At 33.1% G+C, this 15,992-nt stretch carries 12 protein-coding genes and 1 pseudogene; 9 read left to right on the top strand and 4 right to left on the bottom strand.

The window, feature by feature from the left end:
• The 6 genes and pseudogenes from H3S73_RS13345 to H3S73_RS13320 form a co-directional block, all read left to right on the top strand.
• Positions 1-356: pseudogene (locus tag H3S73_RS13345) on the top strand (SEL1-like repeat protein); the annotation flags it as partial.
• 202 nt (positions 357-558) lie between these two features.
• Positions 559-1,101, top strand: coding sequence for a hypothetical protein (locus H3S73_RS13340; protein WP_198236775.1), 543 nt, complete (start codon positions 559-561; stop codon positions 1,099-1,101).
• A gap of 774 nt (positions 1,102-1,875) precedes the next feature.
• Positions 1,876-2,619 (top strand): hypothetical protein, encoded by a 744-nt coding sequence (locus tag H3S73_RS13335; RefSeq protein ID WP_198236776.1) that lies wholly within the window; start codon positions 1,876-1,878, stop codon positions 2,617-2,619.
• A gap of 107 nt (positions 2,620-2,726) precedes the next feature.
• Positions 2,727-3,140: a hypothetical protein gene (locus H3S73_RS13330; protein WP_198236777.1), complete on the top strand. Its 414-nt coding sequence runs from the start codon at positions 2,727-2,729 to the stop codon at positions 3,138-3,140.
• A 57-nt stretch (positions 3,141-3,197) separates the two neighbouring features.
• Entirely contained in the window at positions 3,198-3,641 is a 444-nt protein-coding gene (locus H3S73_RS13325) for a tetratricopeptide repeat protein (RefSeq protein WP_198229134.1), read from the top strand.
• A gap of 807 nt (positions 3,642-4,448) precedes the next feature.
• Entirely contained in the window at positions 4,449-4,997 is a 549-nt protein-coding gene (locus tag H3S73_RS13320) for a YbhB/YbcL family Raf kinase inhibitor-like protein (RefSeq protein ID WP_198231979.1), read from the top strand.
• A 109-nt stretch (positions 4,998-5,106) separates the two neighbouring features.
• Here the strand turns inward: H3S73_RS13320 and mmuM are convergent, their stop codons facing one another.
• The 4 genes from mmuM to mfd form a co-directional block, all read right to left on the bottom strand.
• Positions 5,107-6,048, bottom strand: coding sequence for a homocysteine S-methyltransferase (gene mmuM / locus H3S73_RS13315; RefSeq protein ID WP_198229136.1), 942 nt, complete (start codon positions 6,046-6,048; stop codon positions 5,107-5,109).
• On the bottom strand, positions 6,038-7,438 hold the full coding sequence (mmuP, locus tag H3S73_RS13310) for an S-methylmethionine permease (protein ID WP_198229137.1): 1,401 nt from the start codon (positions 7,436-7,438) through the stop codon (positions 6,038-6,040). Before mmuP ends, mmuM begins: the two co-directional genes overlap by 11 nt.
• 86 nt (positions 7,439-7,524) lie before the next feature.
• Positions 7,525-9,072 carry a DUF945 family protein gene (locus H3S73_RS13305; protein WP_198236778.1) on the bottom strand — a complete coding sequence of 516 codons (1,548 nt, stop codon included), beginning with the start codon at positions 9,070-9,072 and terminating at the stop codon, positions 7,525-7,527.
• A 27-nt stretch (positions 9,073-9,099) separates the two neighbouring features.
• Positions 9,100-12,561: a transcription-repair coupling factor gene (mfd, locus tag H3S73_RS13300; protein ID WP_198236779.1), complete on the bottom strand. Its 3,462-nt coding sequence runs from the start codon at positions 12,559-12,561 to the stop codon at positions 9,100-9,102.
• Between the two features lie 159 nt (positions 12,562-12,720).
• Here mfd and lolC point away from each other — a divergent pair, with 159 nt between their 5' ends.
• From lolC to lolE, 3 genes are read left to right on the top strand one after another with little or no spacing between them, the layout of a single operon-like run.
• Positions 12,721-13,923 (top strand): lipoprotein-releasing ABC transporter permease subunit LolC, encoded by a 1,203-nt coding sequence (gene lolC, locus H3S73_RS13295; RefSeq protein ID WP_198236783.1) that lies wholly within the window; start codon positions 12,721-12,723, stop codon positions 13,921-13,923.
• Positions 13,916-14,620 carry a lipoprotein-releasing ABC transporter ATP-binding protein LolD gene (gene lolD / locus H3S73_RS13290; RefSeq protein WP_039126359.1) on the top strand — a complete coding sequence of 235 codons (705 nt, stop codon included), beginning with the start codon at positions 13,916-13,918 and terminating at the stop codon, positions 14,618-14,620. The genes lolC and lolD overlap by 8 nt, the downstream gene beginning before the upstream one ends.
• A 6-nt stretch (positions 14,621-14,626) precedes the next feature.
• Positions 14,627-15,871, top strand: a complete 1,245-nt coding sequence (gene lolE / locus H3S73_RS13285) for a lipoprotein-releasing ABC transporter permease subunit LolE (RefSeq protein WP_198236784.1) — start codon at positions 14,627-14,629, stop codon at positions 15,869-15,871.
• The last annotated feature ends 121 nt before the right edge of the window (positions 15,872-15,992 follow it).

The following is a 15,992-nucleotide window of genomic DNA, read 5'->3' as shown; positions in this document are numbered from 1 at the left end:
ATTATCGATTTGGATTTGATGTTAAATCAGACAGTTCAAAAGCATTATATTTTTTAGAAAAATCGGCTCAACAAGATTATATACCCGCCCAAGTTGAATTAGGTAATTTATATTTAACAACTGGTGGATTGGGTTCAGATTTAGATAGCTACAAAAAAGGGGTTTATTGGTATGAAAAAGCGGCGCAAAAAAATAATGCGTTTGCTCAACTTAACTTAGGTATTATTCAAATGGCTCAATCAAATTACCAGCAAGCATTATTGTGGCTTAATCAAGCTTGCAAAAATGATTTAACCGATGCTTGTCAACTGGCTTCTAAGATTAAGACCAAAAAAATACGCTCTAAAAATAGATAATTGCCTATTTGATTTTCGGATAAAGGTGAATATTTCTAGAGATTTATCCAACTTGAGAAAAAAATACTTATAAATAATCATTAGCAATTTAATCATGAACGTTGTTGGTGACAAGGTTAAATCTAACATATTCTATACAAAGGATAATTATCTATATTCCCTTGTTTTAGATGGTAATCCTCATAAAAAATAAGGCAATTCTATGAAATTTCTAGTTTTAATTTTATTGATTTTTCCTAAATTACTATTGGCTCAAGAGGTATTTATTGACTCTTCAAATAAAGAATATTTATATTTAGGAAGTACACAAAATAATGAACAGAGTTTTATGGATTTAAACACAGGAACGATAGATTGGATAAATAAAGCCAAAGCAGAACAAATGCAACAGATAGATATGCTATCACCAACAAAATTTTGGAATAAAGTTACAAATAATTCAATCGGGTTTTATGCAAGTGGCAATGAACCATTTTGGAATGCAAAAATAACTAAAAATAGATTACAGTTTCTTCATTTGAAAGAAGACAATATAGCAATAAAAATCGATATAAAAAACTCTGCTATAACAAATAATTTTGTCGCTTTTTTTCATTCAAAAAATGGTGTTATTGGATTAATTCGAGGTCTTAATAAGGAATCTAAATGTGAAATCAATATTGATGAACCTGATTCAATATATGAAATTTTTATTAACTATAAAGGTGAAATTTTTGAAGGCTGTGCTTATTTAGATAAATTATGAGAAATATTTTAAATATTATCCTAATGGTAATAGATAACATATTGAGATAAAAAATTTTTTGTAATAACGATCATATCGTTAATCATAAAAAACAATAAATAAAGACAAGTAAGAATTTGTTCAGCAAGGATTTATTAGGAAAGCATATGTTTCGTTATTTTTATTTATTAATTTTTCTATTTTTATCATTTATTTCGTTTTTAACAAAAGCAGATCATACTAAAACTTGGATTGTATCGAAAGTATACATTAGCGATACAATCCATACAAAAAAGTAACTTCAGATGATCCAATGTATCTTTATAGAATATTTGAATTAGATGAGAATAGTATAAAAACTAATGTTTTTTCAGACAGTAATATTGAAAATTGCTTAAATTACAAGGTTAATAAATTTAAGATTAATTTTGATGACTTACTCAATAGTAGAGGTTGGAGAGGAGCCTTAAAACAAATAATTAACTTGTTTAAAATAATTAAATTATTAAGAACTTAATTAAAATTGTGATTGATCACATTATTAACTAAGAAAATATCTAAAAAATAAAAGAAAGGTATGGATGAACTGCATAGCAGTGGAGTAATGAAAAAAATTCTAAACTGAAATCAGTTAATAAACTTTGTTCTGTTGATAAAAATAATCTTATATGGAATTGTTTGAATGGTAGAAATTAAAAATAATTCGTATAAAGTATTTTTTTAAAATAAATAAGCTGGGCAACTATTTAACTAAAAAAGGATTAGTAAATACCTTAATCAAGGCAAAATACAATAATGAAATTTAAATTAATATTAACTATTTTTTTGATGATTTTTTTTGGAAATTCATATGCTGAAAAAGTCACATTTAATATCGATCATAATGTGGTTAACCGCGCAAAATTTGATACTGAAAACGAAAGAGATAGTATTGAACTTTATCAAAATAATAAATTAATCACAAAAATTCCAAGTTTTGATGAGGATGGTGGAAATCGTGTCAAGAATATATTAACCCGCTATGATGAGAATAATATCCTTAGGGTAATTACTCGTTTCCCTGATCGAGGTCATTTTAAAATATATTATGATATAGGATTTAATAAAAATAGAAATTTATTTACGCTAAATAAAGTAAGTTTCGAATCACAAGTGTGGTCATCGGATACAGATGTTACCACTATTTATTGTTACAATCTAATCAATCAAGAGCTAAATGAGTTAATGAATAATGATGATTGGTTTCATAAAATACGGCCTACCTATTATGGATGGGAAGATGGTACAGTAAAAGGGAATTGTATTGTAAGCAAAAAAGTAGTTGGTTACGAAAATTCTTACAATATCACTATGAAATCCCATCTATTTGACAAACCCGATATAAATAATATGACAAATATGTATTTGATTAAGGGAGATATCGTTGATTTAGTACGATCACAAAATAATTTTTATGAGATTAATTATACAACAAAAAAAAATAAGATGATTAAAAAATGGCTTCACTGTTCTGCTATTGATGCTTGTATCAAAGATTAATAAAACAACATACACGGCACGAAAAAACATTTGAAACTAAAATTGACCTTGTTGCCAATCCTGAGTTGATTAAATAGAGTTGATGATTGTTTAAAGGTAAAGATTGAATGAAAATTAATTGTATATTCAAAATATTTGTTATTTTATTGTTTCTGTTTAACTTTAATTATTTACATGCATTACCTAAAGAAGGAAGTTGGACTGAAGAAATCTATACAGACAGTAATGAAATACCCTATAGTATTTTCTCAATAGAGTTAAAATTTGAGGATAATGACAAAGTTAATGGAGAATTATGTTCAATTATCCAATATGGTAATAAAATTGATTGTCCTATTCTTTTTTCTTCTACCTTAATTGACAATAAAATTAAGGTTCATTTTGATAGTACTTTTGGCGGTATAAATGGTTTAGCGGTTATAACAATTCAAGGTAATAATTTAAGCTGGGATTTAATTAATGCTCCTGAAGGTGAACATTATCTTGTTAAAAAAGCATTATTACTTCCAGAAAAAAACTAATATTAGAAAAGTTTTAGAGTAAATCGTTGGTAAGATATTCACCATCATTTAGCAAATTTGCTGTTATCGAAAAACGTTGATGAAAAAAATAATAATAAAATTTTTTATTGGTATCAGCAATCAGCAGAACAAGGATATGCAGAAGCTGAATTTGCTTTATCTGTTATTTATTCAGAGCGCGGTGACTCTGAAAAATCGTTTATTTGGTTAGAAAAAGCCGCAAAACAAAATTATGCAAAAGCTCAATATGAATTAGGCATAAATTATCGATTTGGATTTGATGTTAAATCAGACAGTTCAAAAGCATTATATTTTTTAGAAAAATCGGCTCAACAAGATTATATACCTGCGCAAGTTGAATTAGGTAATTTATATTTAACAACTAGTGGATTGGGTTCAGATTTAGATAACTACAAAAAAGAGCTTTATTGGTATAAAAAATCTGCACAAAAGAATAATGCGTTTGCTCAACTTAACTTAGGTATTATTCAAATGACTTAATCAATTTTAATCAAACATCATTTCAATCTTAATTTAATTCTTAGTTTTGGAATTTTAGTAAATCATGATAACAATCAGAATGATGATATTTTTAGGAAAAAATATTATAATTCTACTAATAATAGATTAAATATTAGTAATAGTATTTAAATTCATTTCAATGAAGTTTATACTGAATTATAAGAATAATTATGGTGACACTTTTACTATTTTTAACATATTTCACTAAGATGCAAATTTAAGAAAAATAATACGACTATATTATTGAAAAGCAAAACAATTTATCTTTATTTTATCCTATTTATTAATGCGATACGAGTTTCAAAATAATGCTTATTTGTCTTTCAATCGCGATGATGTCTTTTAAATCTATCATAATAAAAAAATTATATAACAAACTTCATTATATTGGTTATATGGTTAGTTAAAAATCACGTATTAACATTTGTAAAATTGCAAATGATAAAATCTAAACAACTAAGATTATATCTTTGAAAAAAATAGATTGATGTAAAAGATATGATGCCAAAATGGAAAATATTAAAGAATAAAATGAGTGTTGATAAAAAATGAAACGGTATAGATATCTGAATATTTTTTACAAGTATACAGTTGTAAGTAATATGCTTATCTAAACGCGAATAATTATATAAATATTAAAATAACAAATTAATTATTATTTAAAATAAATATAAATAAATCAAAAAGATGATATTTATCTTTCTGTATACAATGTTTATAGTATCCATTAAGTATTAATGTATTAATCTAATTAAATAAAATATATATATAAGGATTCATATGAATATGATTAATAAACTAAAACCGATAATGTGTTGTGTCTTAATGTTAGGGTCTGCTAGCTGTTTAGCATCGGAAATGCAGTTAGCTGTTCCAGATCTTGTCAAAGATGGTTTTACTAATAAATTTATTTATAATCAATTCGGTTGCCGAGGAGAAAATATATCACCCAATATTTCGTGGCATAATGTACCTAAAGATGCAAAAAGCTTAGTAATAACTATGTATGATCCTGATGCGCCGACGGGCTCTGGCTGGTGGCATTGGACAGTAGTTAATATTCCTGTTGATGTAACTGCACTTAAGCGTTCTGCTGGTAATAACCCTGATCTATTACCTAAAGGTAGCCAAGTGGTGCGTAATGACTTTGGGGTAGCGAGTTACGGCGGCCCATGTCCTCCTGAAAAATCTGACCATCGTTATCAATTTACATTATATGCACTTGATATTGATCATATAGACGTAAATGAACAAACCACACCTGCGTTAATTGGTTTTATGGTTAATGCTCATCTCATTTCTAAAGCAACGGTAACTTATAATTACTCACGATAAAAAATTTAATTAGCTATTAAATAACAACTACCGAATTAATACAAGTTCGGCAGTTGTTATACTATTTTACATTGATTCTTATATATGGATAGTTGTGGATAAAATAAAGCTATTTTTTATTTAATAATTGATGAATTTCAACAATATCTTCTGGGGTTGTTTGGCAACAACCGCCGATTAATTTGGCACCTAATTTTATCCATGTATCTAACTGATTGGCAAAAGTACAGTTGTGATGATGATTTTTATGCCATTGTTTAGTGGTAGGGTCATACTCCTCGCCTGAATTGGGGTAAACAATCAGCGGTTTACTGGTTAGTTTACTTAGTACTTCTAAAGCAGGTGTGACTTTTTCTAGGGCAATGCAATTAATGCCAACACTGACAATTTGCTCAATGCTATTTAAATATTCAATAACCTCTGTTAATGGTGTACCGTCGCTAATGTGTTGTTGATCTTTTAATGTTAATGAAAACCAGCAATTAACCATTGGAAATTGTTGTATTAATTTAGTCAAAGCTTTAATTTCCAAAAATGATGGCATCGTTTCACAGGCTAAAATATCTACACCTGCATCTATAAGCGCTGTAACCCGATCTTTATGAAATGCAATAAATTCACTCTCGCTAAGCTGGTAATCGCCCGTATATTCCGAACCATTGGCAAGATAAGCACCATATGGCCCAACGGAACCCGCAATTAAGAGAGCTTTATCCTCTTTTATATCGTTTAGATATTGCATTTTTGCTTGTTGGGCTAATTTTACGCTGGTTTTAATTAACTTGATGGATTCTTCCAGCTCAATCCCTTTTTGGGCAAATCCCATTGGCGTTGCTTGATAGCTCGCAGTAATGGCGCAATCGGCACCAGCTTTAAAATAATCATAATGTACTTGTTGAATTAATTCAGGCTGTTCAATTAATACTTTGGCTGACCATAGACTGTCATTAAGATCGCAACCACGACGTTGCAGTTCACTTGCTAACGCACCATCAATGATCATGTGTTTTTTCTGTTCTAAAAGCGGTTTTATAGGATTATTATCTTTCATGATTTCTAACTTGTTTTTTCAATGCTTGGGTTAAATAATGAACAATAAAGCAAACAATCACAAACGGAATACCACAATATAGCGCAATACGTTGTTCAGGATCAAACGCTAAACCGATACAAGCAACAAGACAAAGAATAAAACCTAAAATTGGCACAAATGGATATAATGGAGCTTTAAATTTAAGGTTTTTTTGCTCGGATGGTGATAATTGTTTTCTATAAAAATAGTGAGAAGCACAAATACTTAACCATACGGCTACAACTGCAAATCCAGAAATCGCCGTTAAAGCAACAAATACGGTATTAGGAGCAATGATACTTGAAAACAGAGCTAATAATCCTCCTAACATGCTGACTGCAATAGCTGTTGTCGGGATTCCTTTATCGGTTAATTGAGCAAAGCATTTTGGTAATGTACCTTGATTTGATAGTGACCACAACATGCGACCTGAAGCATAAAGTCCAGAATTTGCTGCGGATAAAATCGCAGTTAAAATTACAAAGTTAAAGATATCAGCAGCATAAGGAATGCCAATATTTTCAAATACCATCACAAACGGACTAGTCACAACGCTAGCTTGTTCCATTGGTAAAAGTGCAGCTAATACAAAAATGGTGCCAACAAAAAAGATGATTAATCGGAAAATAGTGGTTTTTATGGCTAACGGAATTGATTTTTCAGGGTTATGGGTTTCACCCGCAGCAATACCAATAAGCTCTGTTCCTGAAAATGCAAAGTTTACCGATACCATTGTCATGACTATTGGAATTATGCCATTAGGAAACCAACCATGATCAGTAATGTTGTGTAAGAATGGCGCAGGCATATCATTTTTCATTGGAATAAAACCAAATATAGCCGCCGTACCAGCAATAATAAATACGACAATGGTGATGACTTTAATTATTGAGAACCAAAATTCACTTTCAGCAAAAAATTGTGCTGTAATAATGTTTAGTGCAAAAATCACTAAACAAAAAATTAAACACCAAACCCATACTGGAATATTTGGGAACCAGTATTGCATACACATGCCCGCAGCAGTTAAGCTTGAACCCAAGGCAACAGTCCAAGTTAACCAATATAACCAAGCAACTGTATAGCCAGTAGCGGGACTGATAAAGCGCGAAGCATAAGTATGAAAGGCCCCTGTTTCAGGCATGGCAACAGCTAACTCACCCAAACATAACATGACCAAATACACCACTAACGCACCAATTAAATAGGAGATTATTGCACCAACTGCGCCAGCTGTGGCAATAATGTATCCAGTATTAAAAAATAACCCAGTACCAATTACGCCACCTAAAGAAAGCATAATTAAATGTCGGGTTTTCATGGTGCGTTTAAATTGATTTTCATTTAAGGGTGTAGAATGAGTATTCATAAGTATATTATTTTTAGCATTTAAAGGTTAATATTCCGTCAGTGTAACTGACGGAAAAGGCTAATTGAATTGTTCACTTTTATTTATTAAAAATTATAAAAGAAATCTTTCTTTGACATGATTTCACCATTGACTTGAACTTCATCACTATCTTTGGTGAGACTGACATCTGAAAAAATACCGTCGGTTTGACCATTATTGAAAACAAAAATTGGTATGTTACCCAAAAACATTTCAGTACTTAACTTAATGTTTGATTTGACGCTATTAACTTGTTGTTCAGTAACTTGACTGTTTTGAGAATTTTCGAATTGTGCATAAAATCGAGCCATAACATTAAATGGAGCTTCAATTTTTAATTGTAATGCATCTATTTTGTCATCAATTTCGCTTGAAGTATCATCCTCATCGTCAGTAAAATAATTTAAATCGTTAATATCAAAAAGAAAACTTACATTAATATCACCTGCATCATTATGCCAGTTAAGCTTATTAAGTGTGATGGTTGTGTTAAATGGCATTTCCTCAATAAAGTCTTGTAAATCATCTAAATAGTCCATATAAAATCGATTAAAAATATCTTTCTTGTCGAGACCTTTAAAGTTTAAATCCAATGAACCATTACCTAAGTTTTGTTTGCCATAGATAATTGAATCAACACTTGTGAATAATGATCCATCAACCGCGTGGTTTTTTTCGTTCAATTCCATTTGCTGGTTTAAAACGAATTTATTCAATACAATGTTATTAGCTGCACTAGATGTACTTCTATTAGTTGATATAGTTAATCGATTAATTTCACTTTGATCACTGATCTTATAGTCTTTATAATTAATATTTCCTTTGGAGGTTAAATCATTAAAATCGATATCGGTATATGAACCATATTCAATACTTTTCATTTTTAAACTACTAATATTTATATCATAGTCAACAGTAGATTTATCTTGTTCTGGTTTAAGTGACATATTTAACCCATTGAAAGAAATTACGTTATTTGGGTCTATTACAAGATTAAGTTTATCAAGGGATGCTTCCATCGATAGGTCAGAGCCATTATTCTGCTTTTCAAATACAATATTCCATTTACCTAGTTCAAATACACCGTCATCCTCAATAAGATCAAAGTCGGAATGGGTTAGTTTGATGCCTTCAGTTGTTAATTTGACGGTAAGATAATCGCTGTAACTTAAACCTGCATGACCAGAAATAAAAGGTTTATTGCCAGCTAATTTCCATAGTGTTGGATTGGTTTTTTCGGTTATAGCAAATTCTAACCAAGCTAACTGAGGGGAAAATGAACCATTAGCAAGGGAGGCTAAAGGGAATGGACCATGATGAATGGTTGCATCATCATCATATAATACAATAACAGGATCATCGTCATTAATTATTTGGTTTTTTTGTGTCAAGGTGACTTTAAGATGTGTTTTGGTCGAAAATATCCCTTTTTCATCATTATTATGTGAAATTTGTAGATTAAAAATTTGTTGACTGCTGTTAACTTGCTGGGCAAACTCAGCTAAGTTAGTGTCGAGGTTTTCTTCGATTAAATTTCCGGTATACATTGAAGTCCCAATATATCCGAATGCTAATATTGCAATAACTCCTGTCGCTATTATACTTTTTTTCATCTTAATTCTCTTTTTATATTTTATCCATTATAACTCTTGATGGTTAGAAAAATCAGCCAACAAATTTTTAATATATCCAATACGATCACTTCGTTCTAAATGTGAACTCAGCAATTTTAATCGATTTGCGGCCTCAAGGCGATAATTTTTTGGTGATTTTTGAATCATTTCAATTAAATAATCCACAGAAATTTTATTGTTCTTACCAAATTCAATAAAACCACCTTTTTCACCAAATTCAATTTTAGTGATTCCTAATTTGTTTGCCTGATAACGAATTTTAGTTGTTTCTAATAAAAATAGTACGGCATCGGGTAGCTTGCCAAACCGATCACGCATTTCGATTTGTATATCTGTTAATTCGTCAATTGTTTCAACACTAGCAATCCGTTTATATAATGACAGTCGGGTATTAACATCAGGAATAAAATCGTCAGGAATCAAAGTTGGCAAACGTAATTCAACTTCGGTTTGCTGGTTATTAAGAAGCGATTCAAGGGTTGGCTCTTTACCTTCCTTAAGTGATTTAACCGCATCATCGAGTAATTCAATATATAGATTAAAGCCAATCGTTTCTATTTGACCACTCTGGTCACTGCCCAATAATTCTCCCGCCCCCCGAATTTCAAGATCATGTGTTGCTAAAGCAAAACCTGCACCTAAATCTTCAAGTGATGCAATAGCTTCCAGACGTTTTTTAGCATCTTTACTAAGTAGTTTTGGATGTGGCGTTAATAAGTAAGCATAAGCCTGATGATAGGAACGACCAACACGACCTCGCAACTGATGTAATTGCGCCAAACCAAATTTATCAGCTCGTTCAATGATGATCGTATTTGCATTCGGAATATCAATCCCCGTTTCGACAATTGTGGTACAAACCAGTAAATTAAAGCGTTGATGATGAAAGTCATTCATGACTCGTTCCAAGTCACGTTCGTGCATTTGACCATGACCAATGGCAATACGCGCTTCTGGAACCAATTCAGCAAGTTTTTCACTTACTTTTTCAATGTCTGAAACATCATTATGTAAGTAGTAGATCTGACCGCCACGTAAGATTTCACGTAAAATTGCTTCTCGAATCACCAGATCATCGTATTCGCGTACAAAGGTTTTAACTGCTAAACGACGAGCGGGTGGGGTAGCAATAATCGAAAGATCGCGCATACCGCTCATTGCCATATTAAGCGTACGCGGAATTGGCGTAGCAGTGAGGGTTAATATATCAATATTGGCACGCATCGCTTTAATTCGTTCTTTTTGGCGAACACCAAAGCGATGTTCTTCATCAACGATCAATAAACCAAGATCTTTCCATTTAACATCTTCTTGTAGTAGTTTATGAGTACCAATTACGATATCTACTTTACCTTCACCTAGAGCTTGAATAATCGCTTGTTGTTGTTTAGCTGTTTTAAAACGGGACAAGCTTTCAATTCGGATTGGCCAGTTAGCGAAGCGATCACAAAAGTTTTCGTAATGTTGTTCAGCAAGTAGAGTGGTAGGGACTAAAACTGCGGTTTGTTTATGATTTATTACCGCCAAAAATGCTGCTCGAATAGCAACTTCAGTTTTACCGAAACCAACATCTCCACAAACCAATCGATCCATCGCATAAGGCGAACACATATCGCCAATTACTGCACCGATTGCGTTTTGTTGATCCTCCGTTTCTTGATAAGGAAAAGCTTCACAAAACAGTTCATATTGCTCTCGATCTTGCTTAAATTGAAACCCCGGTTTGCTTTCTCGCTCAGCATAAATATCGAGTAATTCGGCTGCGACATCTCGTACTTTTTCGGCCGCTTTTTGTCTAGCTTTACTCCATGCATCCGAGCCAAGTTTATTCAGTGGAGCATTTTCTTCATCCCCACCTGAGTAGCGACTGATTAAATTTAAAGATGATACGGGCACATATAGCTTAGTCTCATTGGCATAAAGTAAGATCAAATATTCTGCATTAATGCCACCTGTTTCAAGCGTGGTTAGACCCGCATAACGTCCCACACCATGCTCTAAATGGACAACAGGTTTACCAGGTGTTAATTCTGCCAAACTTCGAATGAGTGTATCGGTATTAATTGCTTGTTTATTTTCTTTTTTACGTCGAATAATTCGGCGACCTAATAATTCATTTTCAGTGATAAAGGCAAAATTATCGGATTGATCAATAAAACCTTGCTCACTTGCACCTAGAATTATACAGAAGCGATCATCGACATGATGTATTTCATCTAGTTGGTTAATCGTTGTTGGATGAATACGAATTCGTCCTAAAATTTCTTGTAACGCTTCTTTACGACCTTCTGATTCAACCGAAAAGACAATATTACCTGTGAAATTTTCGATGAATTGATGGAATTGCAAATAGGGATCTTTTTGTTGAATAGCAATCGCAAGGTCAGGCAAATTTGAATAAGCCAAATTAACATTTTTATTAGATTCACTGATAACTTCGTGCGATAAAACCAGTCTTGGGTATTTTTTAAAATCGGCAAATATTTCGTCGGTTTTTGACCAAATGATTACAGGCTCTAATAATGGTCGCATAGGATCGACTTTACGACTATCATAACGCTGGTTAACATCTTGCCAAAATTTATTGGCATGAGCCTCAATATTGACGGTGTTAATAATGAGTGTGTTAGTTGAGAAATATGAAAACAGGGGCGTTAATGGCTCATTAAAAAAGAGGGCCTGCCAATACTCAATGCCTGTTGGTAAAATATTTTTGCTGACTTGTTGATAAATACTTTCTGGCTCTAATCTGACTGGAAATCTTTCACGCCATTGGCTTCTAAACAGTTCGATCGCAGTTTTATCAAATGGAAACTCATGGGCTGGTAACAATTGTATTTCAGTTATTTCATCAAGTGTGCGTTGAGATTCAACATCAAATGTGCGAATACTATCTATTTCGTCATCAAAAAAATCGATACGATAAGGTTTATCACTGCCCATAGGGTAAATATCAAATAGAGCACCACGAGTTGCATATTCGCCATGTTCCATCACTTGACTGACAGAGCGATAACCTGCATTTTCAAGTTGCAAACGTAAATTCTCACGGCTAATTTGCAGACCTTTATTCATGATAAACACATGTCCGCCTAAATAGCTTTGTGGACAGACCTTTTGCATTAAGGTATTTATCGGTAAAATCAAAGCACCCTTTGTCAAATGTCCTAAATGATAAAGGCAAGAGAGACGCTCAGAGACAATGTCTTGATGCGGTGAAAAACTATCATAAGGCAGTGTTTCCCAATCAGGAAAAAAGATAGCAGGATGTGGTGAAAACTGTCTCAGTTCTTCATGAATACGTGTTGTTTGTTGCATATCATCTGTAATAATCACCACTAAACCATCGTGTGCATCAATGGCTTGAGCACAAAATTGGGATAGAGATGATCCGATTAACTGCCCAATTTGTTTGACTTCACCTGATTTTTTAGGAATTAATGTTGAAATATTAAGAGTTTTTGACATGTTGATTTTGCATGGTTTCGCTGAATAATTAATGTTAGATTATAACGTAAGTATGAGGTTGTTTTCTATAACTGTTTAATCCTGTATGATAGGCACTTTGTAATTAACTCGTTAAACTTTGTCAAAAAGTTTCAGGTAATATATACGTTTATGTCAAAAATATTTCGTCCATTAGTATTTTTTATCGGTTTGCGTTATGTCTATGGGCAAAAGACTGATGGTTTTGGTCGCTTTGTGTCATGGTTATCAATGCTCGGTATTATGCTTGGCTCCATTGGCTTGATTGTTGTGTTGTCGGTCATGAATGGACTAGAAGATCAAATGCAGGGGAGCATACTAAAATTTCTGCCTCAGGCTCAGATAACCACATCGCAAGGTCGCATTGATCCTAATAAGATTGCGGGCGACCAATTTAAGAAAATTAACGGTGTTAATCATGTGGCACCTTTAGTTACAGGCGATGTCGTTTTGCAAAGTGAACAAGGTATTATGGTCAGCACGTTAATGGGAATCAACCCAGATGATGGTGATCCAATTAACGATTATGTCTATAGTGGTTCAGTATCGGATCTTGTGCCAGGACAATATAATGTCATTATTGGATTAACTTTAGCCAATCAACTGGGTGTAACTGTTGGCGATAAAATTCGCTTGATGGTAACTGATGCCAGTCAGATCACCCCAGTTGGCCGTATTCCCTCACAAAGGTTATTTAATATCGTTGGACTGTTTTCAATCAATCATGACATCAATCAAGCCTTAATTTATGTTAACCAGACTGATGCACGTCATCTGCTTCGCTATCAAGAAGGAATAATAACAAGTTGGCGTTTGTTTTTAGATAAGCCGTTAGAGATTACCTCAGTAACAAACACTCCATTACCAGAAGGACTAGTCTTTAATGATTGGCGAGCAAAACGAGGAGAACTATTTCAAGCTATCAAAATGGAAAAAAATGTCATGGGACTATTAATCAGTTTGATTGTTATTGTGGCAGCTTTTAATATTATTACCTCGTTAAGTTTATTAGTGATGGAAAAACAAGGTGAAGTGGCGATTTTAAAAACCCAAGGTCTATCTCGATTTAAAATCATGTTAATTTTTATTATTCAAGGCGCTAGTTCAGGAATTATTGGAACACTATTAGGTAGTGCTATAGGGTTGTTACTGGCTTGTTACTTAAATGAAATCATGCAACTGTTTAGATTATCGTTTGCTGGTATTCAATTGCCGTCACTGGTTGAACCTACACAAATTATCGTTATTGTTATTGGATTACTTATGTTATCGCTCATTTCAACTATTTACCCTGCCTATCGTGCAGCCAATATTCAACCAGCCGAGGCGTTACGTTATGAATAATTCACAAATCTTGCTTTCAGCAAAAAATCTTTGTAAAACTTATAATGAAGGCAAAATGGTCACCGAAGTTTTAAAAAACGTATCGTTTGATATCCATTCGAAATCTCTATTAGCGATTATTGGGAGTTCTGGATCGGGTAAGAGCACATTGTTACATCTTCTTGGTGGACTGGATAAACCAACTTCGGGTGAAATCATTTTTAAGTCTCAGCAATTAAATCAGCTTTCTGAAAAAGAAAAAGCTCACCTTCGCAATCAAGAGATAGGGTTTGTCTATCAATTTCACCACTTATTACCCGATTTTTCTGCATTAGAAAATGTTGCTATGCCACTCTTAATTAGTGGTGCAAAGCCTAATGATGCCAAAAAACGAGCTATGGCAATGCTGGAATCGGTTAATTTAGTTAAACGAGCAAATCATAGGCCATCCGAACTGTCTGGTGGGGAGCGCCAGCGTGTGGCAATAGGGCGAGCGCTTATCAACAATCCAGCACTGGTCATGGCTGATGAACCTACAGGTAATCTGGATAAAACCACGGCTGATTCCATTTTTGATTTATTGATAAGTTTGAATCGTGATCATGGCACGGCTTTTTTAGTGGTCACACATGATCTGGAACTCGCCAATAAACTTGATAATCAATTAATTATGCGCGATGGACAATTGTCTAATCGTTCATTAACCGAAAAAATTTAATGGATAATTACAATGAATTTATCATTAAACACTGCCATTAAGTTCCGCAAAGGACGCCGTAAAAGTGGAATGGTGTCCTTGATATCAATTATTTCCACATTCAGTATTGCCATAGGTATTGCGGCTTTAATTATTGGGTTAAGTGCAATGAATGGTTTTGAGCGTGAACTGCATAATCGAGTATTGTCCGTTGTTCCACATGGCCAGTTTTATCCCGAATATGGTTATCTGGATAATTGGCGAGATGTTCGGGACGAATTAAAACGAAATAGTCACATTGTCTCAGCTACACCTTTTGTTAATTTTACGGGTTTAATTGAGAATGCGAGTAAACTTGGCGCGGTTGAAGTAGAAGCGATCGATCCCAATCAAGAAAAATCAATAAGTACACTTCCTAATTATGTATTAAATAATCAATGGCAAAACTTTAAAGCAGATAGTCAACAAATTATTATTGGTTCTGGTTTAGCCAAAACGCTAGCTGTAAAAGAAAAGGATTGGGTGACTTTATTAATTCCAGTATCCAGCGACTCTAATCAACTTAAACCTCCGAAACGAGTGCGTTTGCAAGTTGTCGGTATTTTGGATTTAAGTGGAAGCCTTAGCAATAATGTTGCTTTGCTCCCATTAGCAGATGCACAAAAGTTACTGAATATGGGTGGCAGCGTCACAGGCATTATGGTCAATGTAGATAATGTTTATCAGGCTAGGTATATTATAAGCCAGGCAGCGTTAGCTCTGGATGAAAACTTGTCGTTTAATAGTTGGGAACAAACTTACGGCTTTATGTATCGTGACATTCAAATGATCAGACAGATTATGTATTTGGCTATGATTGTTGTTATTGGTGTCGCTTGTTTCAACATTGTTTCGACATTAGTAATTGCCGTTAAAGATAAACAACGTGACATTGCCATTTTAAAAACACTCGGTGCAACTAATCGTTTAATTAAACATATTTTTATTTGGTATGGAGTCATTTCAGGATTAATTGGAAGTTTAATCGGGGTGATTTTAGGGGTAATTTTATCATGGCAGCTATCAAATATCATGGAACTTGTGGAATCTTTGATGGGGCATAAAATCCTTAACAGTAATATCTATTTTGTTGACTTTTTACCGTCTGAAATTCATCTTTTTGATGTTGTGATTGTGTTTATTACAGCAATGTTGTTAAGTTTGGTTGCTAGCTATTATCCAGCTCAAAGAGCTTGTAAAATCGATCCTGCACCAGTCTTAAGTAGCTATTAATGAAAAACAATACATAGAACATAAAAAAGGCGCACCTTTGAAGTGACCCCCAATAGTTGGACAACCACTAACTGGGGGTCTTTTTATGTCAAAATATAGTCGAGATTTAAAAATTATCATA

Source organism: Gilliamella sp. B14384G12 (assembly GCF_016101825.1).
Lineage (GTDB): Bacteria > Pseudomonadota > Gammaproteobacteria > Enterobacterales > Orbaceae > Gilliamella > Gilliamella apicola_N.
This window is presented reverse-complemented; position numbering and strand designations above follow the sequence as displayed.

Excerpts from the sequence above, each read along its gene's own strand:
- H3S73_RS13340 (WP_198236775.1), top strand. The coding sequence starts at position 559 with ATGAAATTTCTAGTTTTAATTTTATTGATTTTTCCTAAATTACTATTG.
- H3S73_RS13335 (WP_198236776.1), top strand. The coding sequence starts at position 1,876 with ATGAAATTTAAATTAATATTAACTATTTTTTTGATGATTTTTTTTGGA.
- H3S73_RS13330 (WP_198236777.1), top strand. The coding sequence starts at position 2,727 with ATGAAAATTAATTGTATATTCAAAATATTTGTTATTTTATTGTTTCTG.
- H3S73_RS13320 (WP_198231979.1), top strand. The coding sequence starts at position 4,449 with ATGATTAATAAACTAAAACCGATAATGTGTTGTGTCTTAATGTTAGGG.
- mmuM (WP_198229136.1), bottom strand. The coding sequence starts at position 6,048 with ATGAAAGATAATAATCCTATAAAACCGCTTTTAGAACAGAAAAAACAC.
- mmuP (WP_198229137.1), bottom strand. The coding sequence starts at position 7,438 with ATGAATACTCATTCTACACCCTTAAATGAAAATCAATTTAAACGCACC.
- H3S73_RS13305 (WP_198236778.1), bottom strand. The coding sequence starts at position 9,072 with ATGAAAAAAAGTATAATAGCGACAGGAGTTATTGCAATATTAGCATTC.
- mfd (WP_198236779.1), bottom strand. The coding sequence starts at position 12,561 with ATGTCAAAAACTCTTAATATTTCAACATTAATTCCTAAAAAATCAGGT.
- lolD (WP_039126359.1), top strand. The coding sequence starts at position 13,916 with ATGAATAATTCACAAATCTTGCTTTCAGCAAAAAATCTTTGTAAAACT.